At 48.8% G+C, this 24,001-nt stretch carries 28 protein-coding genes; 19 read left to right on the top strand and 9 right to left on the bottom strand.

What is annotated here, in order from left to right:
• Positions 1-14 precede the first annotated feature (14 nt).
• Positions 15-200 (bottom strand): hypothetical protein, encoded by a 186-nt coding sequence (locus E4663_RS01880; protein ID WP_135326490.1) that lies wholly within the window; start codon positions 198-200, stop codon positions 15-17.
• A 141-nt stretch (positions 201-341) separates the two neighbouring features.
• On the bottom strand, positions 342-1,001 hold the full coding sequence (locus E4663_RS01875; RefSeq protein ID WP_135326489.1) for an FHA domain-containing protein: 660 nt from the start codon (positions 999-1,001) through the stop codon (positions 342-344).
• Positions 1,002-1,137: 136 nt separating this feature from the next.
• Here E4663_RS01875 and E4663_RS01870 point away from each other — a divergent pair, with 136 nt between their 5' ends.
• Positions 1,138-1,827 (top strand): polysaccharide deacetylase family protein, encoded by a 690-nt coding sequence (locus tag E4663_RS01870; RefSeq protein ID WP_135326488.1) that lies wholly within the window; start codon positions 1,138-1,140, stop codon positions 1,825-1,827.
• Positions 1,828-1,873: 46 nt separating this feature from the next.
• On the opposite strand, the gene E4663_RS01865 is transcribed toward E4663_RS01870, so the two are convergent.
• Positions 1,874-3,070 (bottom strand): MFS transporter, encoded by a 1,197-nt coding sequence (locus E4663_RS01865; RefSeq protein ID WP_135326487.1) that lies wholly within the window; start codon positions 3,068-3,070, stop codon positions 1,874-1,876.
• Positions 3,071-3,226: 156 nt separating this feature from the next.
• Between E4663_RS01865 and E4663_RS01860 the strand changes: the two genes are divergently transcribed.
• The 7 genes from E4663_RS01860 (at position 3,227) to E4663_RS01845 (ending at position 6,629) form a co-directional block, all read left to right on the top strand.
• Entirely contained in the window at positions 3,227-3,355 is a 129-nt protein-coding gene (locus E4663_RS01860; protein WP_079479123.1) for a YjcZ family sporulation protein, read from the top strand.
• A 108-nt stretch (positions 3,356-3,463) separates the two neighbouring features.
• Positions 3,464-4,651: a DUF4317 domain-containing protein gene (locus tag E4663_RS01855; protein ID WP_135326486.1), complete on the top strand. Its 1,188-nt coding sequence runs from the start codon at positions 3,464-3,466 to the stop codon at positions 4,649-4,651.
• 130 nt (positions 4,652-4,781) lie between these two features.
• The gene (locus E4663_RS19920; protein WP_168927322.1) at positions 4,782-4,940 is read left to right on the top strand and encodes a hypothetical protein; all 159 of its coding nucleotides are present in this window, start codon (positions 4,782-4,784) and stop codon (positions 4,938-4,940) included.
• Positions 4,941-5,051: 111 nt separating this feature from the next.
• On the top strand, positions 5,052-5,189 hold the full coding sequence (locus E4663_RS19690) for a hypothetical protein (RefSeq protein WP_158290399.1): 138 nt from the start codon (positions 5,052-5,054) through the stop codon (positions 5,187-5,189).
• Positions 5,190-5,268: 79 nt separating this feature from the next.
• Positions 5,269-5,436: a hypothetical protein gene (locus E4663_RS19915; protein WP_168927321.1), complete on the top strand. Its 168-nt coding sequence runs from the start codon at positions 5,269-5,271 to the stop codon at positions 5,434-5,436.
• A gap of 85 nt (positions 5,437-5,521) precedes the next feature.
• Positions 5,522-5,704 carry a hypothetical protein gene (locus E4663_RS01850; protein WP_135326485.1) on the top strand — a complete coding sequence of 61 codons (183 nt, stop codon included), beginning with the start codon at positions 5,522-5,524 and terminating at the stop codon, positions 5,702-5,704.
• Between the two features lie 34 nt (positions 5,705-5,738).
• Entirely contained in the window at positions 5,739-6,629 is an 891-nt protein-coding gene (locus E4663_RS01845) for a fructose bisphosphate aldolase (RefSeq protein WP_135326484.1), read from the top strand.
• 312 nt (positions 6,630-6,941) lie between these two features.
• Here E4663_RS01845 and E4663_RS01840 read toward each other — a convergent pair whose 3' ends face one another.
• From E4663_RS01840 to E4663_RS01825, 4 genes are read right to left on the bottom strand one after another with little or no spacing between them, the layout of a single operon-like run.
• A complete protein-coding gene (locus E4663_RS01840; protein WP_135326483.1) occupies positions 6,942-7,553 on the bottom strand; it encodes an IucA/IucC family C-terminal-domain containing protein in 612 nt (203 codons plus the stop codon).
• Entirely contained in the window at positions 7,550-8,593 is a 1,044-nt protein-coding gene (locus E4663_RS01835; protein ID WP_135326482.1) for a FecCD family ABC transporter permease, read from the bottom strand. Before E4663_RS01835 ends, E4663_RS01840 begins: the two co-directional genes overlap by 4 nt.
• Positions 8,586-9,602, bottom strand: coding sequence for a FecCD family ABC transporter permease (locus E4663_RS01830; protein ID WP_135326481.1), 1,017 nt, complete (start codon positions 9,600-9,602; stop codon positions 8,586-8,588). The genes E4663_RS01835 and E4663_RS01830 overlap by 8 nt, the downstream gene beginning before the upstream one ends.
• 57 nt (positions 9,603-9,659) lie before the next feature.
• The gene (locus E4663_RS01825; RefSeq protein WP_135326480.1) at positions 9,660-10,658 is read right to left on the bottom strand and encodes an ABC transporter substrate-binding protein; all 999 of its coding nucleotides are present in this window, start codon (positions 10,656-10,658) and stop codon (positions 9,660-9,662) included.
• 290 nt (positions 10,659-10,948) lie between these two features.
• Here E4663_RS01825 and nagE point away from each other — a divergent pair, with 290 nt between their 5' ends.
• The 5 genes from nagE to E4663_RS01800 all read left to right on the top strand — a co-directional run bounded on the left by nagE (position 10,949) and on the right by E4663_RS01800 (position 16,340).
• Positions 10,949-12,853 (top strand): N-acetylglucosamine-specific PTS transporter subunit IIBC, encoded by a 1,905-nt coding sequence (gene nagE, locus E4663_RS01820; protein ID WP_135326479.1) that lies wholly within the window; start codon positions 10,949-10,951, stop codon positions 12,851-12,853.
• 15 nt (positions 12,854-12,868) lie between these two features.
• On the top strand, positions 12,869-14,008 hold the full coding sequence (nagA, locus tag E4663_RS01815) for an N-acetylglucosamine-6-phosphate deacetylase (protein ID WP_135326478.1): 1,140 nt from the start codon (positions 12,869-12,871) through the stop codon (positions 14,006-14,008).
• Positions 14,005-14,742, top strand: coding sequence for a glucosamine-6-phosphate deaminase (gene nagB / locus E4663_RS01810; RefSeq protein WP_135326477.1), 738 nt, complete (start codon positions 14,005-14,007; stop codon positions 14,740-14,742). Before nagA ends, nagB begins: the two co-directional genes overlap by 4 nt.
• A gap of 17 nt (positions 14,743-14,759) precedes the next feature.
• Positions 14,760-15,485: a phosphonate metabolism transcriptional regulator PhnF gene (gene phnF, locus E4663_RS01805; protein ID WP_135326476.1), complete on the top strand. Its 726-nt coding sequence runs from the start codon at positions 14,760-14,762 to the stop codon at positions 15,483-15,485.
• 135 nt (positions 15,486-15,620) lie between these two features.
• Positions 15,621-16,340, top strand: coding sequence for a sugar isomerase domain-containing protein (locus E4663_RS01800; protein WP_135326475.1), 720 nt, complete (start codon positions 15,621-15,623; stop codon positions 16,338-16,340).
• 115 nt (positions 16,341-16,455) lie between these two features.
• Here E4663_RS01800 and E4663_RS01795 read toward each other — a convergent pair whose 3' ends face one another.
• Positions 16,456-18,060 carry a pyridoxal phosphate-dependent decarboxylase family protein gene (locus E4663_RS01795; protein WP_135326474.1) on the bottom strand — a complete coding sequence of 535 codons (1,605 nt, stop codon included), beginning with the start codon at positions 18,058-18,060 and terminating at the stop codon, positions 16,456-16,458.
• A 160-nt stretch (positions 18,061-18,220) separates the two neighbouring features.
• Here E4663_RS01795 and E4663_RS01790 point away from each other — a divergent pair, with 160 nt between their 5' ends.
• The 6 genes from E4663_RS01790 to E4663_RS01765 all read left to right on the top strand — a co-directional run bounded on the left by E4663_RS01790 (position 18,221) and on the right by E4663_RS01765 (position 22,443).
• Positions 18,221-18,574, top strand: coding sequence for a hypothetical protein (locus E4663_RS01790; RefSeq protein ID WP_079479109.1), 354 nt, complete (start codon positions 18,221-18,223; stop codon positions 18,572-18,574).
• Positions 18,575-18,589: 15 nt separating this feature from the next.
• Positions 18,590-19,297, top strand: a complete 708-nt coding sequence (locus E4663_RS01785; RefSeq protein WP_135326473.1) for a hypothetical protein — start codon at positions 18,590-18,592, stop codon at positions 19,295-19,297.
• A gap of 12 nt (positions 19,298-19,309) precedes the next feature.
• On the top strand, positions 19,310-20,371 hold the full coding sequence (locus E4663_RS01780; protein WP_135326472.1) for a methyl-accepting chemotaxis protein: 1,062 nt from the start codon (positions 19,310-19,312) through the stop codon (positions 20,369-20,371).
• A 146-nt stretch (positions 20,372-20,517) separates the two neighbouring features.
• Positions 20,518-21,087, top strand: coding sequence for a hypothetical protein (locus E4663_RS01775; protein WP_135326471.1), 570 nt, complete (start codon positions 20,518-20,520; stop codon positions 21,085-21,087).
• 67 nt (positions 21,088-21,154) lie between these two features.
• Positions 21,155-21,721 (top strand): hypothetical protein, encoded by a 567-nt coding sequence (locus tag E4663_RS01770; protein WP_135326470.1) that lies wholly within the window; start codon positions 21,155-21,157, stop codon positions 21,719-21,721.
• Positions 21,722-21,882: 161 nt separating this feature from the next.
• A complete protein-coding gene (locus E4663_RS01765) occupies positions 21,883-22,443 on the top strand; it encodes a hypothetical protein (RefSeq protein ID WP_135326469.1) in 561 nt (186 codons plus the stop codon).
• 40 nt (positions 22,444-22,483) lie between these two features.
• Here E4663_RS01765 and E4663_RS01760 read toward each other — a convergent pair whose 3' ends face one another.
• Positions 22,484-23,995, bottom strand: a complete 1,512-nt coding sequence (locus E4663_RS01760) for a tripartite tricarboxylate transporter permease (RefSeq protein ID WP_135326468.1) — start codon at positions 23,993-23,995, stop codon at positions 22,484-22,486.
• Between the last annotated feature and the right edge of the window lie 6 nt (positions 23,996-24,001).

Below are 24,001 nucleotides of genomic sequence, written 5' to 3'. Positions count from 1 at the left end.
CTGTCCCCTAGCTTTTAACTATGTAGTTTATCGGTGATATCCCAAAGCAAGCCGGCAATGATTCCGAGCAAGATCGACACGCCAAAGAAACTCCGCATATCAACTTCCAATAAAGCCATCAGGCCTGCATTGAGCACAAAACCTGCAATGCCTCCGCACAATACGTGCAATAGCGTCTTGCCTTGGCTTTGTTGTGACATAGTACCCCTCCCTTTTCCGATCGATCACATAACTAATTAGTTCAGCGAGCATGCGATGTATCGGAGTGTAAGTGTCATGATCGTCATCATAAACACTTTGCAATATCCAATCGTGAAAGTGGGACAAGGTCCCTGTCCCCATTAAACAAGCTCGTAGCCTTTGCCGCGGATGTTTTGGATTTGGAGGATGGGGGCGACTTTTTTCCTTAGGCGGTAAATGACGGCGTTCAGCTCTTCTGAACTGACAGAAAGCGCTCCTTGTTGCTCCGTTCGTTCCGGCCACACTTCGGCAATGAGCTGCTGTTTGGAGACGTATCCTGCTTCGCTTAATAAGAGAGACTGGAGACAGGCGAATTCTTTTGGCGTCAGTTTGATGCACTCCCCGTTGATTATCCACTCATTTTTCACGGAATCGAGCGTACCTCGGCCATCGAATGTGTTGTTTTCAACAGGAATAGCAGGCAGCTCCAACGTCTCCTCCAGCACAGATTCAACATATCGGAGACGAACGATCCCATTGGATAACGAAATTTCATCCTGATGCTTGAGTTCGTGCTTTTTAAACGACGTAAGGGGACTCCCGTTTACGAAAGTCCCGTGCCTGCTGCCTGTATCCTCTATGTAATACCCGCTCTCCATTTTCGTTAGCACGGCGTGTTTTCGTGAAATGAAGGCATTGTCAAAAGCGAGAGATGGTATTCCTTCCTTGGAACTTCTACCGATGATGACCGAATCTTCTTGAAGGGAGAGCACGGTCCCTTTTTCAAAAGGGTCTCCCACCAAAATGACCAAATGACTCATGTGTCTTGCTCCTTTATCATGGTTCTATCATTTTCCTACTATTGTACGAGTTGTTTCGTTTCCGTATCCTGAACATGATGCTTCAAGTGTAACCGAAGACGAAGCATCGGACAATCCACATAGAAAAGGTGAGATTATGAAAAAAATACTTATCCGAATTGCTGTGGTCTTGGTGACGCTTGTCATCCTTATGTATGGAACGTACAAATGGATGAACGCGCGGAGCTTTCAAGCATTCGGGGAACTGACTAGAAAAGTAGAGACCGAAGAAAAAGTCGTCGCCCTTACGTTTGACGACGGTCCGACTGAGAATGTCGAAGAACTATTGCCTATATTAGAAAAATACGATGCGAAAGCGACGTTTTTTTTGATAGGAAAGGATATGGAAGAACATATGGAGGAAGCAAAAGCGATTGTCGAAGCCGGGCATCAGGTCGGCAACCACACGTACAATCATAACCCGATGGTCTTCAAGCGCTATTCGTTCTACCAATCGGAAGTCGACCGCACAAACGAGTTGATCAGGGAAGCAGGCTATGAAAGAGACATCGATTTCCGGCCGCCTTATGGGAAGAAGCTGATCGGCCTTCCCTACTATTTGCAAAAACAGGACATGGAAACCATCATGTGGAACCTCGAACCCGATACGTACTATTCGAAGCCAGAAGAAAAAGTCGCCTACGTCGAGGACAACGTCACCCCGGGGTCGATCATCCTCACCCACCCTATGTATGACGACACAGGCCAAGCCTTAAAAGCCGTCGAAGGCATCCTCCAATCCCTCACCCAACAAGGCTACACCTTCGTTACGGTGGATGAGTTATAGGGGACAGGCACTCCGTCCCGGTGGGACGAGGTGCCTGTCCCCATCATTATTCTTTGACGAGAATGATGGTTAGTATGGCTAGCAGGCCTCCGAGCACTCCGCTTGCGATGAAGGTGATGTTCAAGTGGTTCTTCATCAGGATGGAGATGATCGGCGGTCCGAAGGCGACACCGATGAACCGGCACGAACTATAGAAAGAAGTGATCGTGCCTCTCTCTTCTTTTTCAATACCTTCTGTGATCAAGGCATCCAGGCAAGGCAGCATGGCTCCGATTCCAAGTCCGAGCAAGCTCGTGATCAACAGCCAGAGCCACAGCGATTCTTTGAAGAAGCCGACGAACACGACCATTGCAGATGCAAGCACCAAGGCGAAGACGATTATTTTTTTCATTTTAGCCTTATCGCCTTTGATGAAGCGTCCAGTCAGAAAGGAGAAGGAACATAGGACAAAGAGAGGGATTGCGAGCACAAATCCTTTTTTCACACCTTTAATGTCATGGAACTTCTCCAGGAAATCCGACATAAAAAAGAGCACAGCGAATAGAAGGAGCATCGCAAATAACCCAAGTAGAAATACTGGCAGCAGCCACTTTCCTTCCTTCTTCATCAATTCTTTCGTTTTTTTCAAAAACGCCCGAAATGGAACGGGATCCTGTTTACTTCCTTTTGGTACTTTTATAAAGAAAAAGACGAGAGCGATCGAAATCAAACTGAAGAATGAAATCGAAAAGAAAGGAAGAAACCATAAAATAGCAGCGAATCCGGCTCCTAAGATCGGGCTCAACACTTTACCGAACGTATTCGATGTCTCGATGATGCCGAGGCATGAACTTGCCTTCTGGTCATCATCTTTATAAAGGTCTCCGACGAGCGGCAATAGAATCGGCATCGCCCCTGCTGCGCCAACCCCTTGCAACACTCTGCCGATGATAACCCACATATACGGATCATCGATCTTCCAGGAAGCCCAGCCTGCAATAGCTCCTCCAATTAAAGCTAGGATCAGACTCGGCAGTATGACAATTTTCCTTCCGATCCGGTCTGACAGATAACCGGCAATGGGAATAAGAAGGATCGCCGCCAGGGAATAGCTCGTAATGATCATACTGGATTGAAACGAGGTAATACCGATTTTCTTTTCAAAGATGGGTAGAACAGGAATGAGCATGGAATTCCCTAGGGTCATCACCAACGGGACAGATGCCATGCTGACAATACACCAGCGACTGACTTTGTTCTCCATAATAATCTCCTTTAAACGTTTTCAACAAACTCCTCTACCATAGGTATTGTCTCTTATTTCTCATCCGCTTATGCCTATTTTCACGTTGCGCCTTTCCATATTCGCATCGGCTACATATAGTACTATCATGTCAAGAAAAAAAAGGAGGTCGATTCCATGAGTGGAGGATACGGTGGATACGGCGCAGGTTCAGGATTTGCGTTGCTTGTTGTTCTTTTCATCCTTTTGATCATCATTGGAGCTTCTTATGTTGGTGGAGGATTCGGTGGATACGGAGGGTACTAAGCCTTCCTTTGTTGGCTGGAGCATTTAAGCTCCAGCCACTTTTATGTCTTCTGTCTTTCTAACTCGTGTTAAAATAAAAGAACCGAAACGACAATTAGGAGTGACATTATGGAAAAGAAAGACATAGCCGATGTTCGGAAACAATTCAAAGTCGATAACGACCTTTTGAAAATTGAAGATATATTCAACGTCTACATCATGAAAGATTCGACCGATATTTACCATTACGAACACCAGCCTTTCGACCTGCTGGACCGTGACCAACAAGAACTGTTCATGAACAATTTCAAAAAAGTGCTCACAGGCCAGCTGGATGAGAAGCTGTTCGAATTGAAATTCAGCCGTGATGTGGAAGACCCTGCGCAACTCACGCTACATAAAGCACTGCTCAGTAATGACTCAGAAGAATGGAGAGCGTATATGCTGAAGCTCGTCCAGCGCATGATCGACGACCATCCTTATGAAAAGGATATCGTCGTCACCTTCATCACTGCGGAGTACCGCAAACCGATGAAGAAATCCAATGCTGACACGGAAGAGAGCGATCGTGATGCGGTTTATTCCAATCCGTTCATCCTTTGCAGCGTCAACCAAACCGAAGAACCGAAGAAAGAAATCCAGTTCGACTATATAGAAAAAGAGTTCAAGTACAACATCCAAGTTGACCCAGTGATTGATTTAAAAAGGCCGCTGACCGGCTTTTTATTCCCTGCCATCACTCAAGGCGCAGCGGATGTGAACCATGTCCTGTACTCTACCGGCAAAGCGAACGAACCGGATCCTCATTTTATTGAAGAAGTACTGAACGCAGAAGAAGCGATGACAGCCCAGACAGATAAGGCTGTCTTCGAAGAAGTTGTACGGGAAGTAGTCGGCGGTCAAATCAATCCGTCTACCCTATCTAAAGTTTACGGTGAGATCCACCGATCCGTGGAAGAAAATGAGGACGATGAACCGCCGAGACTAGATTATAAGGACGTCGAGCGCGTTCTTACTGACAGCGGCCAGGAAGTCGAACAGGAGAAAGTGAAAGTCGCCTTCCAACGTTTTGCTCAAGACGATCGCTACGAATTGAAAGCAAGCAATATCGTACCCAAGTACAATTCCAAATCGATTAAAATCCAGACCAAAGTGGCAAACGTCTCCATCAGCCCTCAGGACTTGGAGTTCGTGCGTCAAGTCAATTACAAAGGCAAACGCTGCATTATGATCGAAATCGACGAAGATGCAGAAATCGACGGATTCAAAATGCTCCCAGAAGCCGCCTTCGACCAAGAACCAAATACAGAAGAATAGAGACATTGGGGACAGGCACCCCGTCCCAGAGCGGGACGAGGTGCCTGTCCCCTTTTCTGTTTTTTTAACCAAAACAGGAATAATTTATCAAAAACAGCACAAATTAAGCTTGGAAAGGAGATGATCATCAATGGCTAAGAAAACCCAGAAGCATGATGCTGAACAGAAGAACAAAAAAGGGTTCAAACCGGATAAGAACGATACCGAATTCGGACAAGAGTTCGGTAGTGCTGCAGCTAATGAACAGCACAAAGAAGAAGCTAAAAAAGCTCGTAAAGCAAATAAATAAAGCTCTCTGACCGAACTGGGACGATCACCCTGTCCCTCCATGTTCTTCCGAGAATTAACTGAAAAATATGTTCCATAATAAGTGATGTAAGGCGAAAGGAGATGAGACACGATGGCGAAACGTAACAAACAACAACAACGCGAAAACCAAAAACAACAAGAGCCGAAGAAACACCAGGCTGAATTCGCACAAGAATTCGGTGCGGAAGAGGCTAAGAAAGCTCGTAAAGCTGAAAAACGCGAACAATAACCACAACGAGAACACCTCTTATATGGGGTGTTCTTTTTTGGGGACAGGGACTTTGTCCCTCTTAAGGAGCTGAGAACAAATGACACAATATACGAAGAAAAACGAAGCCGGCAAAACGGAAAAGACGATTGTCGACTCCAAGAAGCAGCATGCTGAATTCGCTAAAGAGTTCGGAAGCGCAAAAGCTAACGAGAAACGTAAAGAGGAAATCAAAAAGATCCGCAAGGCAGATAAGCCGCAACAATAATGCAATGGCCGGGGCTTCCCCGGTCTTTTTTTGAGATGATGTGGGACGATGCCCCTGTCCCCAATCAACCGAAGGAGGGATTACGATGGAGAGAGATGACTCGCTTGCATATGCAACGATTGCGTTGAAGGAGCTCGGCTATGGTCAGCGCGAAATCGAGGCGATTACGAACAAGATGCTCGAGGTCGTGGATAAGATGCCTGAGAACAAGGCAGAGTCGGAAGCGGACAAAATCCTGTTTGACCATCCCCCTAAAAAGGGAATGTGATACATGGACTTTTACTTAAGGAGGAGTGATCCAAATGAACCAAGAACAATTTGACAAAGTCAAAAATGGTAATGGATTTATCGCAGCACTCGACCAAAGTGGTGGCAGTACACCGAAGGCTTTAGCTGCCTATGGTATTCCTGAAGATTCTTACACTGGTGAAGACGAGATGTTCGACTTAGTACACAAAATGCGTACACGCATCATCACATCGCCAGCGTTCAACCCGGACCAGATCCTCGGCGCTATTTTGTTCGAAGCGACGATGGACCGTGAAATTCATGGTAAATATACGGCTGACTACTTGGCTGACCAAGGTATTGTCCCGTTCTTGAAAGTGGACAAGGGACTGGATGAGCAAGCGAATGGTGTTCAATTGATGAAGCCGATCCACGACTTGGACGAAACACTCCGTCGTGCGAACGACCGCAACATTTTCGGAACTAAAATGCGCTCCGTTATTCACGAAGCGAATGACAATGGCATTAAAGCAGTTGTCGATCAGCAGTTTGATATCGGCAAGCGCATCATCGAAGCAGGCTTAGTACCAATCATTGAACCAGAAGTGAACATTCATAGTGAGGAAAAAGAGAAGTCTGAAGATATCCTGAAAGAGGAAATTCAGAAGCATTTGGATGAGCTTTCAGAAGATCAGAACGTGATGTTGAAACTGACCATCCCGACAAATGCAGATCAGTATAAGCAACTGATCGATCACCCTCGTGTCGTTCGTGTTGTTGCGCTTTCTGGTGGCTATCCGCGTGATAAAGCGAACTCTAAACTGAAAGAGAACGATGGTTTGATCGCCAGCTTCTCTCGTGCTTTGGTAGATGACTTGAATGTGGATCAATCCGATGAAGAATTCAACCAAACGCTGCAAAATGCGGTGGATTCGATCTATAATGCGTCTGTGAATAAGAAATAATGTAAAAAGGTTGCTTCTGCCTTGGTGCAGGAGCAACCTTTTTTGGTTTGTTGGGGTCAGGGACTCTGTCCCATTATGGTGGGACGGGGTCCCTGACCCCAACCTGTCGCTATGTGACTTTTTGAACGGTTTTCTCTTTCAAAAGGGCACAGAACTCAGCTATAAGTGACCTTTTGACTCGCGACAAGTATCAATATGTAAGAGAGAGCGGCTCTCTCTGCCCTTTTGCTCAGAAAACACACCGAAAAAGTCCAAGAGCGGGTCTATCTCTGCCTTTTCCAGCAAAAGCACCTATGAAAATGGCAGGTAGACTTACTGAACCGGGCAGACGAGACAATACGGAAGCTCTTTTTCCTTCTGCAACTTATGATAATAACAGCACGTCTTCCTCATCACTTGCGTCGTCAACGCCTCACAGGGCGCTAGATACTCCGCCAGCGGGTTACGTTCCAAACCAAACACATCCCCCTCCCTTTCGCGTAGTTCTGCAGCCACTTCTTGCACCATCCATGCCTGATCAGGATTCTTCTGGACTGCTTTTCGCAAGTAGGAATTCATCCGAACGGCGATGTTTTCCCACAAAATAATCAACGGCAGACGCGTCGCCTTGTGCAGCGAATCGACAACGGGAGTCAGATGTTCGGAAAATACACCTCTCCACGCTTCTCTCCTAGAATCAACAGTCCTCACCTGCGCCTCGTCGACAATGAGGTTCAGCTCCTCGGTAAAACGACAAGCTTCAAGCGAAACTACCGGAAACTCACTAGCAAACACCAGTCCATCCATCACCTCATCCAAATACACCTTCGCATACCGTTTCACGATCATGGATGCCGCAATTTTCGTATTCGGTGCTTTGATCCGCTCTTGTTGACGATGAAGAAAATCGTTCGGATCTGCTAACAATTCAGTCATTGCCGTCATTCGCTCATCCCCTCTCGATTCCGGTACAGTAAGAATATGAAAAATGGTGCTCCGATGCCCGCTGTGAATACACCGACCGGCACGTCCGATGGTAAAAAGGCGGTCCGAGCTATTATGTCTGCTAGCAACACGATCAGCGCTCCGATCAAGGACGACCCTAATACAAGAATTCCGAATGAGCGTTCTAGCACTTGTCTTGCGATATGCGGGGCAATCAGTCCGACGAACGCAATGCCACCAGCGAATGCGACCGCAGCACCAGCGAGACCGACACTCAACGCAAGTAAAATCACCCGGAAGAATTGAACGCGCACGCCCATCCCCCGCGCGACATCATCGCCAAGTTGCTTTACATTGACGACGCCGGTGAAAAACAAGGACACGATCACGAGCGCGACCACGACGGGAGCGACGATCTTCACTTCCTGCCAGTTCGCACCGTATAGACTACCGGTCATCCATAAGTAGACTTTCGAAGCAACGGCAGACTCACTTGATACCATGAACATCGTCACGACGGCGTTCGCCAAAGCAGAGACACCGATACCGACGAGGATCAGCCGCATTGGCGTCACGCCATTTTTCCAAGATAGCAGGTAGATCAGCACCGTAATCAGACCGGCGCCCGTTACAGATGCGACCGGCAGCCACTGGATGCTCACTTCCCCCATCAAGTAGACGATGAACAACACCGTCCCGACCGACGCACCTCCAGTGACGCCGACGATGTCTGGTGAACCGAGTGGGTTTCGGATCATCCCTTGCAAAATGAGCCCCGATACACCGAGCCCTGCTCCGACAAAGACCGCAAGCCAGACGCGCGGCATTCGCAGTTCGTTCAATACAAATGCATGCTCACTTTCTCCGAACACTTCCTGGACGACGGTACCCAGTGGAATGTAGCTGCTCCCGGCAGACAAACTGACAAGGAACGCTGCGACCACAGCTAACGCAAGTCCTGTCAAAATAAAAAGCGAGCGCTTATGAATTTGCATCGAGACGGCGTTCGATTTGTTACGTATCGTAAAATGATCAGTCACTTTTTTTCACCCCTTTGCGTGCGACATAGATGAAGAATGGCGTTCCGAACAAGGCGGTCATGACCCCGATCGGCATTTCCTGCGGGGCGATGATCAGACGGGCCGCCACATCGGATAGTAGAAGCAGCGTTGCTCCTAAAAGCCCGGAAAGTGGCAGGACCCATTGATAATTCGGGCCTGCGATACCTCGGGCGATGTGAGGCACGACGAGTCCTAAGAATCCGATCGAGCCAGCGATGGCGACGGACCCTCCTGCGAGCAGGACGATGACGGCGCCTGCTAGAAGTTTCAACAACAGTGTGTTCTGCCCTAAGTTTTTTGCCACATCTTCTCCTGACATGAGAATGTTTAGCGGCTTGCCCATCAGAAAGGCTATGATCAGACTGATGACGACAAACGGCAGGACTGGCAGCAGCATATCCATGTTACGCCCGGCAACAGAACCGGACAGCCAGAAGAGAACGCTCTGCATCCGCTGCTCATCAAGGACGAGCATCCCTTGCGTAAATGAGATGAACAAAGCACTGATTGCCGCTCCAGCGAGTACTAACCGTATCGGAGACAAGCCGTCCTCCCCGATCGAGCCGAGGAAGTAGACGAATACCGAAGCGACGAATGCACCGGCGAATCCGATCCACATGTAGTTCGTTAGCGATTCGACAGAGAAAAAGGTCGCTGAGAACACGATGAAAAAGAGTGCCCCCGCATTGACACCGAACAGGTCCGGTGCAGCCATCGGATTGCGCGTCAATGCCTGCATCAATGTTCCGGCGACAGCGAGACTTGCGCCAATCGTGATCGCGACCAATGTCCTCGTCAAACGAGAAGTGCGCACAATGATATGCTCCGTACTTTCCGGATCAAAGTGGACAAGTGCTCCCCACACTTCCGCAAGCGAGATCGATGCTTTTCCAAAAGCGAGACTTGCGAGGGCAGCCAGCAGGAAGACGGCAAGCGATATAGCGAGGACGGTCCATCTTATGTAGGCTTTCGTTGTGAATGACATCATAAAATCTCTCTCCATAGAAACAAAGATAGGAGAAGCTCTCCTATCTTTGGTCCAATCTTATTGTTCAAGCTCCAGGCGGTCATACAGATCATCAAGCATCAGGTTGGCAGCGCGGATTCCTCCGGCCATGTTCCATGTCACTTGATCGACTTGATAGACTTGGTCGTTCTTCACTGCGTCCAGGTTCTTCCATAGTGGGTGATTCGTCCACTCTTCGTATGTCTTCTTAACCGCTACGTCCTCTTGGTCCATGAAAATGTAGAAGACGTCCGCGTTCATTTCTGTGATGCTCTCTTTGTCTGTCAGCTTGATGCCCCAGACATCTTCCTGTTGACTATCTGGTCTAGTGAACCCAGCGTCGCTAAGCACTTGGCCTGCAAATCCTTGGAAATATATGCGGGCGTGGTCGCTACGGAAGTTGATAACTGATACGTTCATCGGCCAGTCTTCGCCTAGTTTTTCCTTCGCTTTCGTCTGGAAATCTTCGACGCGGTCGTTCCAGTCGGAGAGGATTTGGTCGGCCTTATCCTGCTGGTTCAATGTCTCTCCCATCACTTCGACCGTGTTTTTGAAATCGAACAATGGATCGATCATGATGGTCGGCGCAATCTGGTTCAACTTTTCATAGATTTCTTCGTGACGTGTTTTGGAAGCGATGATTACATCCGGCTCCAGTGCCGCGATCTCCTCCAAGTTCGGCTGCGTTTCCTCACCGACTAGCGGTGTTCCTTCTAAGTCATCGCGTAAGTATTCGTAGATCGGTTTCTCTACCCAGGACTCGACGATACCAGCAGGCTCGATTCCGAATTCGGTCGCTGCGTCGGTCGCTCCTTGGAAAAGCGTTACAACTTTCTCAGGCGTCCCTTCCACTGTCGTCGTGCCCATCGAATGTTCGACTTCACGAGCATCACTCGCCGTTTCTTCCCCGTTAGAATCGTCCGAAGCCCCTTCTGAATCAGCAGGTTCCTCCGAACCACTATTACCACAAGCAGCAAGCAGCATAGCCACCCCTAAGACCAGTGCTGCCAACCACCACTTATTTGATTTGCTAAACATTATGTATTCCTCCCTTAATGATAGTGAGAATCATTTTCATCTTCAATCCATAGACTACTGTAGTTGAGAATGAATGTCAATATCAAATGAGTGAATGGGGACAGGGACTTTGTCCCAGAATACTAGGGTGACAGTAATTCCAGGGAAGTTTCCTAAAGTGGTGATGAAACTGGGACAAGGTCCCTGTCCCCAAAACAGAACTGGTATAGACAACTATATGTATTGATGTTATGATAGCTTCAGTAAACGTTTTCACTATGTATTTCAACTTTAGAAGGGAGCCAAATTGTATGCTTAACTTTTTGCAACGTATTGGTAAGTCATTGATGTTTCCGATTGCGACTCTGCCCGCTGCGGCATTGCTCGTACGCCTCGGAATGGAAGACATGCTCAACATTCCATTCATGACGGCAGCCGGAAACGGTATATTAGGAAATCTTGCTCTCATTTTTGCCATCGGGATTGCGATGGGCTTTGCGAAAGATGGAAGCGGAGCCGCCGCCCTATCCGGTGCGATCGGTTACTTAGTTTTGAATGAAGGAATCAGTGCCATCAACGAAGATGTCAACATGGGCGTGTTCGCTGGTGTAATCGCCGGTGTCATCGCTGGTGTCCTATACAACCGCTACAACGACGTGAAGTTCCCAGACTTCCTATCGTTCTTCGGAGGAAAGCGTTTTGTTCCGATTATCACGTCTGCAGCAATGGTCGTCCTTGCTTTTATTCTTGGTTATATTTGGGTATATCCACAATATGTATTAAACGCTACGGCAGATTGGATTCTAAACGCTGGGGAGCTCGGCGTCGGCGTTTACGGCGTATTGAACCGCCTGCTGATTCCAGTCGGTCTTCACCACGTCATCAACACGCTGATCTGGTTCGACTTCGGTACGTTTGAAACCGGGTCTGGCGAGATCGTCAAAGGGGAAATCAACCGCTTCTTGAACGGAGACCCTGCAGCCGGACACTTCCTGGCAGGATTCTTCCCGATCATGATGTTCGGACTGCCTGCCGCGTGTCTTGCTATGTATGCCGCTGCTAAAAAAGAACGAAAAGCCGCAGTCGGCGGTATGTTCTTGAGTATCGGACTTACATCGTTCATCACAGGTGTCACCGAGCCGATCGAATTCTCGTTCATGTTCCTGTCTCCGCTTCTTTACGCGGTACACGCTGTACTGACAGGTGTCGCAATGGTACTTGCCTTCATGTTCGATGTCAGACATGGATTCGGATTCTCAGCAGGTCTGATTGACTATCTGCTCAATTTCAACATTTCTGAAAATCCGCTCATGCTCATCGTCATCGGTCTAATTATGGCAGCCCTTTACTTCGTCATTTTCTACTTCCTGATCGTCAAGCTCAACTTGAAGACGCCGGGACGCGAAGATGAAGACGAACTAGAATCAGAAGACAACACGACACTAGATGGAGACTACGACGCACAAGCCTACCATTACTTGAAAGCGCTCGGCGGTCCAGACAACATCAAGTCACTCGATTACTGCACGACCCGCCTTCGTATGCAAATGGAAGATCGTGACGACATCGATGAGAAGGCGATCAAACAGAACGGCGCCCGCGGTGTCATGAGAGTCGGCAAGAGCAACCTGCAGGTCATCGTCGGTACATCTGTCGAGTTCGTCGCAGAAGCGATGCGCAAACGAATCGACCAAAACAACATGACCGCACCAGACGCAGAACCGACAACAAACGAAACCACAACAACGGAAAAGAGAACCGTATCAAAAGATGGACTCGTCCTTCCTGTGACCGGAAACGTGATGCCACTCTCTGAAGTGCCGGATCAAGTTTTCGCACAAGGTATGATGGGACAAGGATTCGCCATCGACCCGACAGACGGCATTATTCATTCACCAGTCGACGGCAAAGTACTGAACGTCTTCCCGACGAAGCACGCCGTAGGACTGCAAATGGAAAACGGGCTCGAAGTACTCATTCACATCGGACTCGACACAGTGAAACTCGAAGGAAAAGGATTCGAATCCCTCGTTGAAGACGGTCAATCTGTAGAAAAAGGCACACCGCTCATCCAAGTCGACCTCGACTACGTGAAAGACAACGCACCGTCCGTCGTCACACCAGTCATTTTCACCAACTTGGAAAGTGAACAAGTCCACCTGCACAAAGAAGGCAAGTACGATCACGGGACCACCGGCATCGTCACCGTCGAATAAAAGGAGGACACACATATGCTGATTTCAAATATACGAATCGTCACGGAACAACAAGTCATCGAGAACGGCACCGTCGAAATCCAGGACGGGCGAATTAAACGAATCTCTGATCAAATTATCAAGGAGCCGACGATCGACGGAGGAGGAGCAACCCTCCTCCCCGGCTTCATCGACGTCCACATCCACGGTGCAGACGGCCATGACATGATGGACGCAACGAAAGAAGCGCTCGACGGCATCACCGCGAAGCTTCCGGAAGAAGGGACAACAAGCTTCCTTGCAACAACGATGACCCAATCGGTAGAAAATATTACTCGAGCTGTCACCAACGCCGGAGCCTACGAATCAACCAAGGGAGCCGAGCTGCTCGGCATCCACTTGGAAGGGCCTTTCATCTCTGATAAGAAAGCTGGCGCTCAGCCGCTAGAACACATCCTCCCTCCTTCCTTGGAACAGTTCCAAGCTTGGCAGGATGCGGCGAACGGACAGATCAAGCTCGTCACCTTAGCACCAGAAACCGAAGGCGCCCTCCCTTTTATTGAAAAAGTGAGCAGCACCGGAGTCGTTTGTTCCCTCGGTCACTCGGATGCCTCTTTCGCCACGGCTAGTGCGGCGGCAGAACACGGAGCCCGCCACGTCACGCACCTGTTCAACCAGATGAGTGGGCTCCACCACAGGGAGCCTGGACTCGTCGGGGCGGCCTTTATGAACCCAGCGCTGATGGTCGAGATGATTGTCGACCACATCCACGTCCACCCGGATGCAGTAAGACTCGCCTATCAGAACATCGGACCAGAGCGTACGATGCTGATTACGGACGCGATGCGCGCCAAATGCCTGCCGTCCGGCACGTACGACCTTGGTGGTCAGGACGTGACGGTTGAAAACGGGGAAGCAAGACTAGAAGACGGCACACTCGCAGGCAGTATTCTGAAGCTGAACGAGGCAGCCCGCAATATGCGTGAGCACGCCTCTTGGCAGGAACTGGCCCGCATCACCTCTGGAAACGCCGCACGCCAGCTAGATGCGTTCGACCGAAAAGGAAGCATCGAGGAAGGCAAGGATGCTGACCTTGTACTATTGAACGACGAAGGCGACGTACTTCTCACCATTTGCCGCGGTGAGGTCGCTTTTAGGAGAGGAGAATCATCATGAACATCATCGTCACAGAGAATAAGAAAGAACTCAGCCAGAAAGCCTGCTCTATTTTCGAAAGTCAGGTCCGCGATAATCCGAAATCCGTGCTGGGACTTGCTACAGGAAGCACGCCAACGGGTACGTACGAAGAGCTGATCGAAGGTTATAGCCATGGTAACGCCGACTACGAGAACGTAAAGACAATTAATCTTGATGAATATGTCGGACTTGGTGGAGATCACCCTCAAAGCTACCGCACGTTCATGGAAGAGAATTTGTTCCGACACGTCAACATTCAACAGGAGAACACGTTTATACCTGATGGAACAGCATCCGAACTTCAGAAAGAATGCCTCAGGTACGAAGAAGTGATTGAGAACATCGGTCCACCTGACATACAATTGTTAGGGATAGGCGAAAACGGTCACATCGGTTTCAATGAACCGGGCAGCTCGTTCGACACCGAGACCCACGTCGTCGAACTGGCCGCTTCGACGCGAGAAGCAAACGCCCGCTTTTTCGACTCCATTGAAGACGTGCCGAAGCAGGCCGTGACGATGGGAATCCGGTCTATTTTAAAAAGTAAACGGATTGTGCTGCTCGCTTCTGGCGAGAGAAAAGCACGGGCGATCGAACAGCTGTTGACGGGAGAGATCACAGAAGACTTCCCGGCCTCTGCGCTGAAACGCCACGATGACGTGACGCTGATCGTCGATAAAGAAGCTTACCAGTACGCGGCGCTGCGCCGTTAGGAAAGGGTGAAGCATTTGTGCTAGATAAACGTTCTCCCATGCCGATGTATTATCAAATCCAAGAGGATCTGAAGCAGCGCATGGATTCAGGGGAGTTCGTGCCTGGGACGATGATTCCGTCCGAGCGCGAGCTTTCTGAGCATTATGATGTCAGTCGGATGACTGTTCGTCAGGCGATGACGAACATGGTCAACGACGGCTACTTATATCGTGAAAAAGGTAAAGGAACTTTCATCGCGGAGCAGAAAATTGAACAACCGCTTCAAGGGATGACGAGTTTCACGGAAGACATGAAGCAACGCGGCATGGAAGCGAGCAGCCGCTTGATCAGTTTTGAGACGATTCCGGCTACAGTCGAGATTGCGAAGAAGTTGAATCTTGATGAGAGCGAGGATGTCTTCCGTGTCCAACGGATCCGCTCCGCCGACCAGAAACCGATGGCGGTGGAAACGACGTTCTTGCCGGTGACGTTGCTTCCGGAATTGACGGAAGAGATTGTACAAGGGTCGCTCTACCAATACGTAGAAGACAAGCTCGGCCTCTCGATTGAAAAAGCGACGCAAATGATCGAAGCGACGGTAGCCGATGATCATCAAGCGACTCTGCTTGAGGTTCCGAGGAATTCTGCCGTCCTGATGATCGAGCGGAACAGTATCCTCACAGATGGTACTCCGTTCGAAGTCGTCAAATCCGCCTACCGCGCCGACCGCTACAAATTCATCAGCGACATCTATAGATCCTAGGGGGACAGGCACTTTGTCCCACCTTTATGCAGCAGGCGAGATAGACCCTCGAAACCTCCTGTCTATCATCGAACCATCTGATAACGAAATAAGCGGGACAAAGTGCCTGTCCCCAATAAGAGGTGACGAACGAGGATGAGTTATTTATCGAAGGCAGTGGAGAAACTGAAGGAAATCGAAGCGAGTGAGCAGAAGAACTTGGAGACGGTGAGCGAGAGGTTGGCTCAGTGCATTCGGAATGGTGGAATACTCCACACGTTCGGTTGCGGTCACTCGAGCTTGCTTGCTCAAGATGCCTACTACCGTGCAGGAGGACTCGTCCCTGTCCGACCTATTGCGATTGAGCCGCTGATGCTGCACGAAGGGGCACGCCGCTCCAGTGATCTCGAACGTACGCCAGGGTTCGTCGATTCCTATATAGAGGAGGAACCGGTTGAAGCAGGAGACATGGTCCTAGTGATTTCCGTCTCCGGCCGTAATCCTGCGCCGATCGATGTCGCCCGCTATTACAAGGCAAAAGGCGTTCAAGTCATTGCTCTCACAGCTCTGGCTTATTCCGAATCCGTTGCTTCCAGGCACCCGAGTGGCGAGCGATTGGAGGACGTCGCCGATTTCGTCCTCGACCTTCATATTCCAGTAGGTGACGCAGTGATGGATCTCGAGGGACTGGATCAATCCTTCTCCCCTCTTTCCTCTGTCGCCGGTACCGCCCTTCTGCACGACATGTTCTCCCGCACCGTCGAAAGGCTGCATGAAGACGGCTACGAAGTCCCGATCTTCAAAAGCGGAAACATCGACGGTTCCGATGAACACAACCAACGCATGATGGAGCGATTCAAACGGATCGGGTTTTAGGGGACAGGGACCTTGTCCCACCTTCCACATAAAAAGAGACTTGAGCATTTTAGCTCAAGTCTCTTTTTTCGTTTGACTGCCTCCCTTTGGAGTGGGACGAGGTCCCTGTCCCCAATTAAATCAACTGCATGGACTTGTGGAAGGCGTTCATTTGTTTTTCTAGGAAATCGATGTATTCGGGCACTCGATCGACCGTGGTGTACGGGGAGATCGAGAAGAACTTTTGGACGTACACAGACTCCAGCTCTTCCCGGTCGGTCACCGCTACATAACGCTGTCTGGATGTGTTGCCAAAATAGATTTCATCACGCGCCTCTCCCAGAACTTCGGCGAAGCGGCTGTTGTATTCATTGATATCAGTTACTTCCTCGCTCGACATCCGCCCTTCTTTCTCCGCTTCCCACATCGGCCGTCCCGGATAGAACCGGAACGTCGTAATCGGAGATACCTCGTTCGTTACAGCAACGTTAGAAAAACGCTCCTTCAGTGCCTCTCGGAAAGCGATATTCACATCGAGATACTGAGCAAGAATCGTTTGGTAGCCTTCTACTCCCATACCGATCAGCGAAGCGTAGATTGGCAAGGAACTCCCCATCCGTGAGCACTCCAACGTGTAGCTCGTATGGTAATTCCCATAGCCACGATTGCCGACATATGGTGTCTCCTCTTCGTTCAGGTCGACGTAGCCGAACATCGACCGGTCCTTTACGAGGAACAGACTGGAGATGTACGGCGTCTGTCCCAATTTGTGAAAATCAAAGACGAGACTGTCCGCTAGACGTAAGTGCCGGAACTTCTTCTGCAACCTTTTTATCTCATCTATCACTTGATTACGGAACCCGAGTGGATTCTCTTCGGTCTCATAGTCATTGAAAAAGGTGTACATCCCGCCCATAGCAGAGTCGGCATGCAAATAAATCGGAGCGAGTTGATGCGCTGCTTCGATATTTGTGCAAACCTTTTTCACTTGCTTGACGTCATCTACTCCGAATGTATCGGTTGTGCCTGTGCTGGCGAGCACATACAGCGGGATGCCCCCTTTTTCAGCAACCGCTTCCATTTTTTCTTGCAAGTCTTCTATGTTCATTGAGTGATCATCGTTCGTCTTGATCCGAATCAGATGATTCGTTCCGATTCCGGTCGCCTGCATCGCTTTGAAAAGACTGTAATGCGACAGCTCTGATGCAAAGCAGTAAAGATTCGGAGGAACCCCTTCCTCATTTGAATCAGGAAATTGGCGTGCAATCGCAAGGCGCAGTGACTGAAAAACAGCTCCCTGTCCACCCCACGTAGTGAAACCGCCACTTTTCTCCGGATTATAGCCGATAACTTCAGAAAGCATGCGAGTAAGCTTCACTTCCGCTCGAGCTGCAGCCGATCCTTCTACATCCCATAGATTATTCCCGTTGACGAGCGTCATCATCACTTGTCCAAGTAAACTCGGTATGTTCGGCAGCGTAGAGGCGTTGGCCACATAACGATGGTTCACAAACCGATGTCCTTGCGCCAGCTCCTTCAGCTCCTGGATCACTTTTTTCATAGTCCCGGGTTGTTGAGGTATGTCGCGATTTGCGTATGGATCATCAGGAAGCTTCCCTAATGTCATCTTGTCCGGGTCTTTCATTTCATCAACTGTAGTCAAAAGTTCTTCTAGTAACCCCACAAACTGTTCTCTCTCTTCTCTCGAACCGTCTATGCTGGGATATAAAGCCTGTTCCATTCACCTTCTCCTCTCTTTTCTTTCCCTTCACGTTTATAGTAAACGATTTGGCGCTACTTTCCTAGAGAGGAAACTTTCCCCTATGAAACTAGAAAACAACTTGAATGTTGTCTTATTTTGTCGATAGAGAACATGTATACCAAAAAAGCGAGGTGGAAAAATGCAAGGATTAGTAGTCGATAAGAAAAAATACAAGATGGCAATCCAGGAACGCGAACAAGCGGTACGAGTTCAGGTTCACGGATTGATCCGCGAACACGATGTACCGAATTACATGGCGGACTTCGAAGAGACGATCAACAAAGTAAACAGACAAAGCTATACGCTTATTGTCGATGGACGTTACCAGACGACCGTCCCATCATCTGTCCTCGAGCAGCTGGATCAGACGGTCCAATTCTATACAACACTCGGATTTCGAGAGGTACAAATCATTAATCCAGAGTCAAAAATCGCCCAAGTACAACTGAGAAACGCCCTTGAGCGTATTCAATTCACCGGAACCGTTATTTAACAAGGAGGACTCACTATGCAGACCGAAACGACGTACACCTACCAATTACTAAGCAGCGATAACACACAACTGATTGAACAATCAGCGGCATGCCTTGCCAAGTCCTTTATTGGGATCGATATCAACGGCCGCTGGGTCCAAGAGCCGATGGTCGGCATGCTCGACCTGCCGTATGAAGACTTTTACGAGTTTACCAAAGAATACTTAGAAGGCGTCGTGGACCAAGGATACTGCATGGCAGCTGTCAACGGAGAACAAGACGTGGTCGGCGTATTAGCTGGGGACACCAGTGCACCCGAAATCATCGGAGAAGATGTATTCGAAGGGGATTTCAAGGACATGAATGTCATTCTTCACGTACTCGAAGATGTCGACAAACGGTTTTTAGCCGATTTCCATAAAAGACATGGAAGAGAGATTGAAGACGGGGAAGCCTTGCACTTGTTCATGCTTGGTGTGACTGCGCTTGAAGACCGGAAAGAGGTCATCCATGAACTGCTCGGACAACTGATTGCGAAAGCAGAAAACGATGGACTTTCTTTCATCTACTCTGAAGCCACCAATAATAAATCGACCCACATATCAAAGAAATACCACCAGTTCGAGCACTATCAAACGGTCGACGGCTCCTCAGTCATCCACTACTACAAAGACAACGACCGACTTCATGATATTCCAGAATCTGTCGCAGAAGGCACCGCCCTTTTGTACAAAAAACTATAAGGAGGCGCCATTATGTTTCTATACATTTCACTCGCATTGAATGTGCTGTTTCTCGCGACAACTATCGGCTTTTTCATCCGTACGAGCAAACTTAAAAAAGAGTTGGTAACGAAAGAGGCGTTGCTTCAGGAAACTGCGCATGCTGAAACAGCAGCTGCTGTCGTGACCGAACACAATGAAGTGACGGACAGCGAAATCCACTCGCTCGTCCAAAAAGGAGAGGACGCCGTCGAACAAGCGGACATCGTACGTGCTGCGATCGATGAGGTTGGACGTGGCATCCGCAAGCAGTTGGCATCCACAGAGGAAAGCTCGGCTGCATTGGAAGAAATGAACGCATCAGTCGCAGACCTTTCCCACCAGTCCTCCGATATTTCTGATCAGTCCAAGCGTGCCCTTGAGCTGACGGAGAACGGAAATGAGAAAATCAAGAGCTCGATTACGAAAATGGAAGGCCTGAATCAGACGGTGAACGATACATATCACGTCGTCAAAGAACTCGGCACGAAGTCGAAAGAAATCGGCTCAATTGCACGAGTGATCACCGATATTTCCGAACAGATCAACTTGCTTTCCTTGAATGCCGCAATCGAAGCAGCCCGCGCCGGAGAACACGGCAAAGGGTTCGCTGTCGTAGCAGACGAAGTACGGAAGCTTGCCGAACAGACGCGGAAGTCTTCCGATCAAGTTTCGGATATCGTTCGCGGAACACAAGAAGAAACCGACACAGCGGTTGCTTCGATGGAAAAAGGTTTGCAGGAGTCTGAAGAGACGAACGCTTCCATCGAAGAGCTCGGCGAACTGTTCCAGGACATGCTTGATTCCAATGAGATTATCGCAAAAAACAACGAAGACATTTCCGCATCAACCCATGAAATGTCTGCAGGTCTTGAGCAGATTGTCTCCTCTGTTGAACAAGTCACCTACATTTCGCAGGAATCCGTTGAAATGTTCGACGAACTAGCAGAAATCAGCGACGAAGAAATCGCCACAATCGCCTCACTTATCCAAGACATCTCCTCTATCACATCCGAAGAGGACCATGGGGACAGGCACCTCGTCCCAGTCAGTTAATTTAGTGCCCATACGAAATAAGACGCAAGCCCCGGTGGCTTGCGTCTTTTCTTCGGTTGGGAGATGTGGGACAAGGTCCCTGTCCCCTGAAACCTTTTTATGGTAAATTCGTATACTTAGACAGATACATAATGGGAGTGATGGGTTTGGAAAACACGGAATTGAAACGTTTAAGAAAGAGGCAGTACCGTAACATGAACCTGATGATGGTCCTTGTCGGGATCGTGGGGATTTTAATGGGCAATTATGTGAGTTCCAAGACCGGCTATATGATGCTGGAAATCTTTATCGCCATAGCTCTCTGCTTCGAAGCATACGGTTTCTTTACAGGCCGTTATATCGCCACAAGTGATACAAAGAAACTGATGGCTTATGAAAAGGAACGACTCGGAGAAAGGGAATTTCGACGAGAAAAACGCATGTCACTCGTTGCTCAAGCTTTCGTCATGATAATCATTGGATTCCAATACGTTATGACACCGCCGGATACATCGTTTATCCCGATGGATTTCGCCTGGGTAGTCTTGGTGCTTCTGCTTGTCATGGCGATCATGATGAACTTCAGCATGCGTTCCCGCGCAAAACGAATCGACAGCGATCAGCCAGTCCAAGGAAAAGCTGTACGTAAAAACACCTTTAAGATCGCCCTTCTCACAGGCGCCGTCTTTTTCATCACCTCCCTCGTACTCGTATTCATCATGATTTCAATGATTTAGGGACAGGGACTTTGTCCCGCATACGGGAATCACCTTTACCCTTGCCACTTAATTAAGGAGACTAAGCTTGCAGACAGAAGAAATTCTCAAACTACGAAGAAAACAATTATTATACATCTACCTGCTCGTAACCGTTCTGCTCACTGCATTTGTCGTTCTCATCACCAAGGTTACGTTTCAGACGTTATTGCTCACTATCAGTATCTTCTTCGTAAGCTTCGCGGTGTTCAGATGGGTCCTTCTTAAAACAAGAAGACTGGCTTTGACGAAAGACATGAGAAAACTAGCACTATACGAAAAAGACTTATTGGGAGACGATAAATTCGAAGATGAATTAAAACAATCGTCAGTTTCTAATATATTCTCCGCTATAGGTGCCATTATTCCAACGATTGTCCACCATGTCCTTTTCAATCCATTGCATGTTACAGTGCCCGAACGAGGCTGGTGGCAAATGTTAGCTTACTTCGCTATCGGAATGCTGCTGTTCACGGGAGCCATATCATGGAGGATGTACACTATTCACAAGAAACGAGATGAGGCGAAGGGCATCCAACTCACTACGTGGGCATTCAGCTTAGGCTACACCGCGTTCATTGTTAGCCTTTCATCGCTTCTGATTAACTATCTCTAGCCATTAAGGTAGGGAAAAACGAGTGTTTATACCTGAGACCTGATTGACAAGGTTGAAGATTGGTAGAACAGGAGATACTTGCTAACAGCTAGAGTCTCTGACCCGCAAAAGTGGGACAGAGTCCCTGTCCCCAAAGGAGTGTCCCCAAAGGAGTGTTGCAAATGGAAATAGAAGAACGGAATAGATTAAGGAAGAAGCAGTTGCTTTATTTGAACTTGCTGATGCTTGGGGTGGCTTTGATCAGTTTGGTTCTGTTCAGCCTGGCATTGGACAGAATATTCTATTACTCGCTTACTGCCCTCTTGCTAATCTCAGGATTACTGGAACAAAGGAAATACAAAACAGGGACATATGCGTGGACGGCTGATATGAGGAAACTAGCACTCTATGAAAAAGACGTAATGGACGATCATTCTTTTGAAAAGGAGCGTCGGTCCCAGTACACATCGAAATTCTTTCTCGCAGTGCTAGTCCTCATTCAATCTTTTCCTGCGAGGCAAGCAGAACCAATCATGGAACCCGGATTCCTCTGGTTCCTTGTAGGTGTGTTCGTTCTCCTTGTCCCGTTCCTCAACGTCAGCATTGTAATGAGAGCGAAAAAAGTAGACGCGGGAAACGGTTATTACCAAGAGATCCAACGGGTAAATTGGATGATCTTCTTCCTCTTTTTTGTCGTATTTGTCTTCTATGCATTAGCTGTAGCTTTCATCTTCAACCTATAAGACTTTCATGCATAAAAAAAAGGGACAGAGTGCCTGTCCCCTAGCTTGCTTTTTGTTCGCTTTCTGACTGGTCGTTTTTGTTGCGTGTGCGGATGAGTGGTACGAGGAAGGAGATCAGGCTTACGATATACAGTCCGATCGATACGGGATCGGAGATGAGTGCAAGCATGTTTCCTCCGGATGCTGTCAGTGTCTGCCTTAAGGACTGCTCCATCATTCCGCCGAGGATGAAGGCCAGGATGAACGGCGGTGCCGGTACGCTGAACAGCCGCATTAAGTAGCCGAGCACTCCGAAAGCAAGCAGCACGTACAAATCGAAGGTACTGAAGCTGATCGCATAGACCCCGATCAGACTGAATATAGCAACGAGCGAGATCAACAGTGGACGGGATATTTTCAGGATCTTCGCGATGTACGGAATCAATGGGAGGTTCAGAATCAATAGGAACACATTCCCGATATACATACTTGCAATGATTCCCCAAAATACGTCCGGATGATCCTGTACGAGCAGTGGTCCCGGTTGGATGCCGAGTACTAAGAAAGCTCCAAGCATGACAGCCGTCGTACCAGAGCCTGGTATGCCGAGGCTCAATAATGGAACGAATGCACCACTTGTCGCAGCGTTGTTGGCGGTTTCCGGTGCGCTCAGTCCTTTGACAGAGCCTTTACCGAATTCCTCCGGTCGCTTGGCAATCCTTTTTTCAGAGATATAGCCGATGAATGATGCGATCGTCGCTCCCGCTCCAGGAAGCACTCCGAGGATGAACCCTAAGAACGACTGCCTGCTCATTGGTCCTCTCATTTCTTTGAAGTCCGACTTGCCTAGCTTCAAACTTCCGATATCGCCTTGTTTACTCAACGAATCGTCTTTCCGGTTTTTGATCAAGAAACAGATCTCCGCCAATGCAAACAATCCGAGAGCGATGACGAGAAAATCAATGCCTTCCATCAGGTTCGGATTACCGAACGTGAACCTCGTCGTACCGGTCTGTCCATCGATTCCGATGGTCGCCATCATGAATCCGACCGTCGCTGCGATCAGTGCTTTTACCGTCGAGCCATCGGACAAACTCGCAATCGCCGTCAGTCCGAGGAACATCAACGCAAAATACTGAGCAGGACCGAACGAAACGGCTACCTGTGCGAGAGCCGGAGCAAACAGCATCAGCAAAACAACAGAAACCGTCCCACCTACGAACGACGAAATTGCCGCAATCGCCAATGCCTTTCCGGCCTCTCCCCTTTGCGCCATCGGATACCCGTCAAACGAGGTCGCCACCGTCCCGGAAATACCAGGAGCATTGAGCAAAATCGAGGACGTCGAGCCTCCGAACACCGCTCCGTAATAGACACCTGCCATCATCATCAAAGCCGTAGACGGATTCATTCCATATGTGATTGGAATCATGATTGCGATCGCACTGATCGGACCGAGACCAGGCATCATACCGATCAACGTTCCGGCGATGACTCCGATCAGAACGAACAAGATACCCTGAAAACTGAACGCGACTTCTAACCCTTGCATAAAACCTTCCATTGCACCCATACGTTT

The sequence above is a fragment of the Halobacillus salinus genome (genome assembly GCF_004684905.1).
GTDB classification, from domain to species: domain Bacteria; phylum Bacillota; class Bacilli; order Bacillales; family Halobacillaceae; genus Halobacillus; species Halobacillus salinus.
This window is presented reverse-complemented; position numbering and strand designations above follow the sequence as displayed.

What these genes read in the sequence shown, in the direction of transcription:
- E4663_RS01880 (WP_135326490.1), bottom strand. Translation starts at nt 200, where the DNA reads ATGTCACAACAAAGCCAAGGCAAGACGCTATTGCACGTATTGTGCGGA.
- E4663_RS01875 (WP_135326489.1), bottom strand. Translation starts at nt 1,001, where the DNA reads ATGAGTCATTTGGTCATTTTGGTGGGAGACCCTTTTGAAAAAGGGACC.
- E4663_RS01870 (WP_135326488.1), top strand. Translation starts at nt 1,138, where the DNA reads ATGAAAAAAATACTTATCCGAATTGCTGTGGTCTTGGTGACGCTTGTC.
- E4663_RS01865 (WP_135326487.1), bottom strand. Translation starts at nt 3,070, where the DNA reads ATGGAGAACAAAGTCAGTCGCTGGTGTATTGTCAGCATGGCATCTGTC.
- E4663_RS01860 (WP_079479123.1), top strand. Translation starts at nt 3,227, where the DNA reads ATGAGTGGAGGATACGGTGGATACGGCGCAGGTTCAGGATTTGCGTTG.
- E4663_RS01855 (WP_135326486.1), top strand. Translation starts at nt 3,464, where the DNA reads ATGGAAAAGAAAGACATAGCCGATGTTCGGAAACAATTCAAAGTCGAT.
- E4663_RS19920 (WP_168927322.1), top strand. Translation starts at nt 4,782, where the DNA reads ATGGCTAAGAAAACCCAGAAGCATGATGCTGAACAGAAGAACAAAAAA.
- E4663_RS19690 (WP_158290399.1), top strand. Translation starts at nt 5,052, where the DNA reads ATGGCGAAACGTAACAAACAACAACAACGCGAAAACCAAAAACAACAA.
- E4663_RS19915 (WP_168927321.1), top strand. Translation starts at nt 5,269, where the DNA reads ATGACACAATATACGAAGAAAAACGAAGCCGGCAAAACGGAAAAGACG.
- E4663_RS01850 (WP_135326485.1), top strand. Translation starts at nt 5,522, where the DNA reads ATGGAGAGAGATGACTCGCTTGCATATGCAACGATTGCGTTGAAGGAG.
- E4663_RS01845 (WP_135326484.1), top strand. Translation starts at nt 5,739, where the DNA reads ATGAACCAAGAACAATTTGACAAAGTCAAAAATGGTAATGGATTTATC.
- E4663_RS01840 (WP_135326483.1), bottom strand. Translation starts at nt 7,553, where the DNA reads ATGACGGCAATGACTGAATTGTTAGCAGATCCGAACGATTTTCTTCAT.
- E4663_RS01830 (WP_135326481.1), bottom strand. Translation starts at nt 9,602, where the DNA reads ATGATGTCATTCACAACGAAAGCCTACATAAGATGGACCGTCCTCGCT.
- E4663_RS01825 (WP_135326480.1), bottom strand. Translation starts at nt 10,658, where the DNA reads ATGTTTAGCAAATCAAATAAGTGGTGGTTGGCAGCACTGGTCTTAGGG.
- nagE (WP_135326479.1), top strand. Translation starts at nt 10,949, where the DNA reads ATGCTTAACTTTTTGCAACGTATTGGTAAGTCATTGATGTTTCCGATT.
- nagA (WP_135326478.1), top strand. Translation starts at nt 12,869, where the DNA reads ATGCTGATTTCAAATATACGAATCGTCACGGAACAACAAGTCATCGAG.
- nagB (WP_135326477.1), top strand. Translation starts at nt 14,005, where the DNA reads ATGAACATCATCGTCACAGAGAATAAGAAAGAACTCAGCCAGAAAGCC.
- E4663_RS01800 (WP_135326475.1), top strand. Translation starts at nt 15,621, where the DNA reads ATGAGTTATTTATCGAAGGCAGTGGAGAAACTGAAGGAAATCGAAGCG.
- E4663_RS01795 (WP_135326474.1), bottom strand. Translation starts at nt 18,060, where the DNA reads ATGGAACAGGCTTTATATCCCAGCATAGACGGTTCGAGAGAAGAGAGA.
- E4663_RS01790 (WP_079479109.1), top strand. Translation starts at nt 18,221, where the DNA reads ATGCAAGGATTAGTAGTCGATAAGAAAAAATACAAGATGGCAATCCAG.
- E4663_RS01785 (WP_135326473.1), top strand. Translation starts at nt 18,590, where the DNA reads ATGCAGACCGAAACGACGTACACCTACCAATTACTAAGCAGCGATAAC.
- E4663_RS01780 (WP_135326472.1), top strand. Translation starts at nt 19,310, where the DNA reads ATGTTTCTATACATTTCACTCGCATTGAATGTGCTGTTTCTCGCGACA.
- E4663_RS01765 (WP_135326469.1), top strand. Translation starts at nt 21,883, where the DNA reads ATGGAAATAGAAGAACGGAATAGATTAAGGAAGAAGCAGTTGCTTTAT.
- E4663_RS01760 (WP_135326468.1), bottom strand. Translation starts at nt 23,995, where the DNA reads ATGGGTGCAATGGAAGGTTTTATGCAAGGGTTAGAAGTCGCGTTCAGT.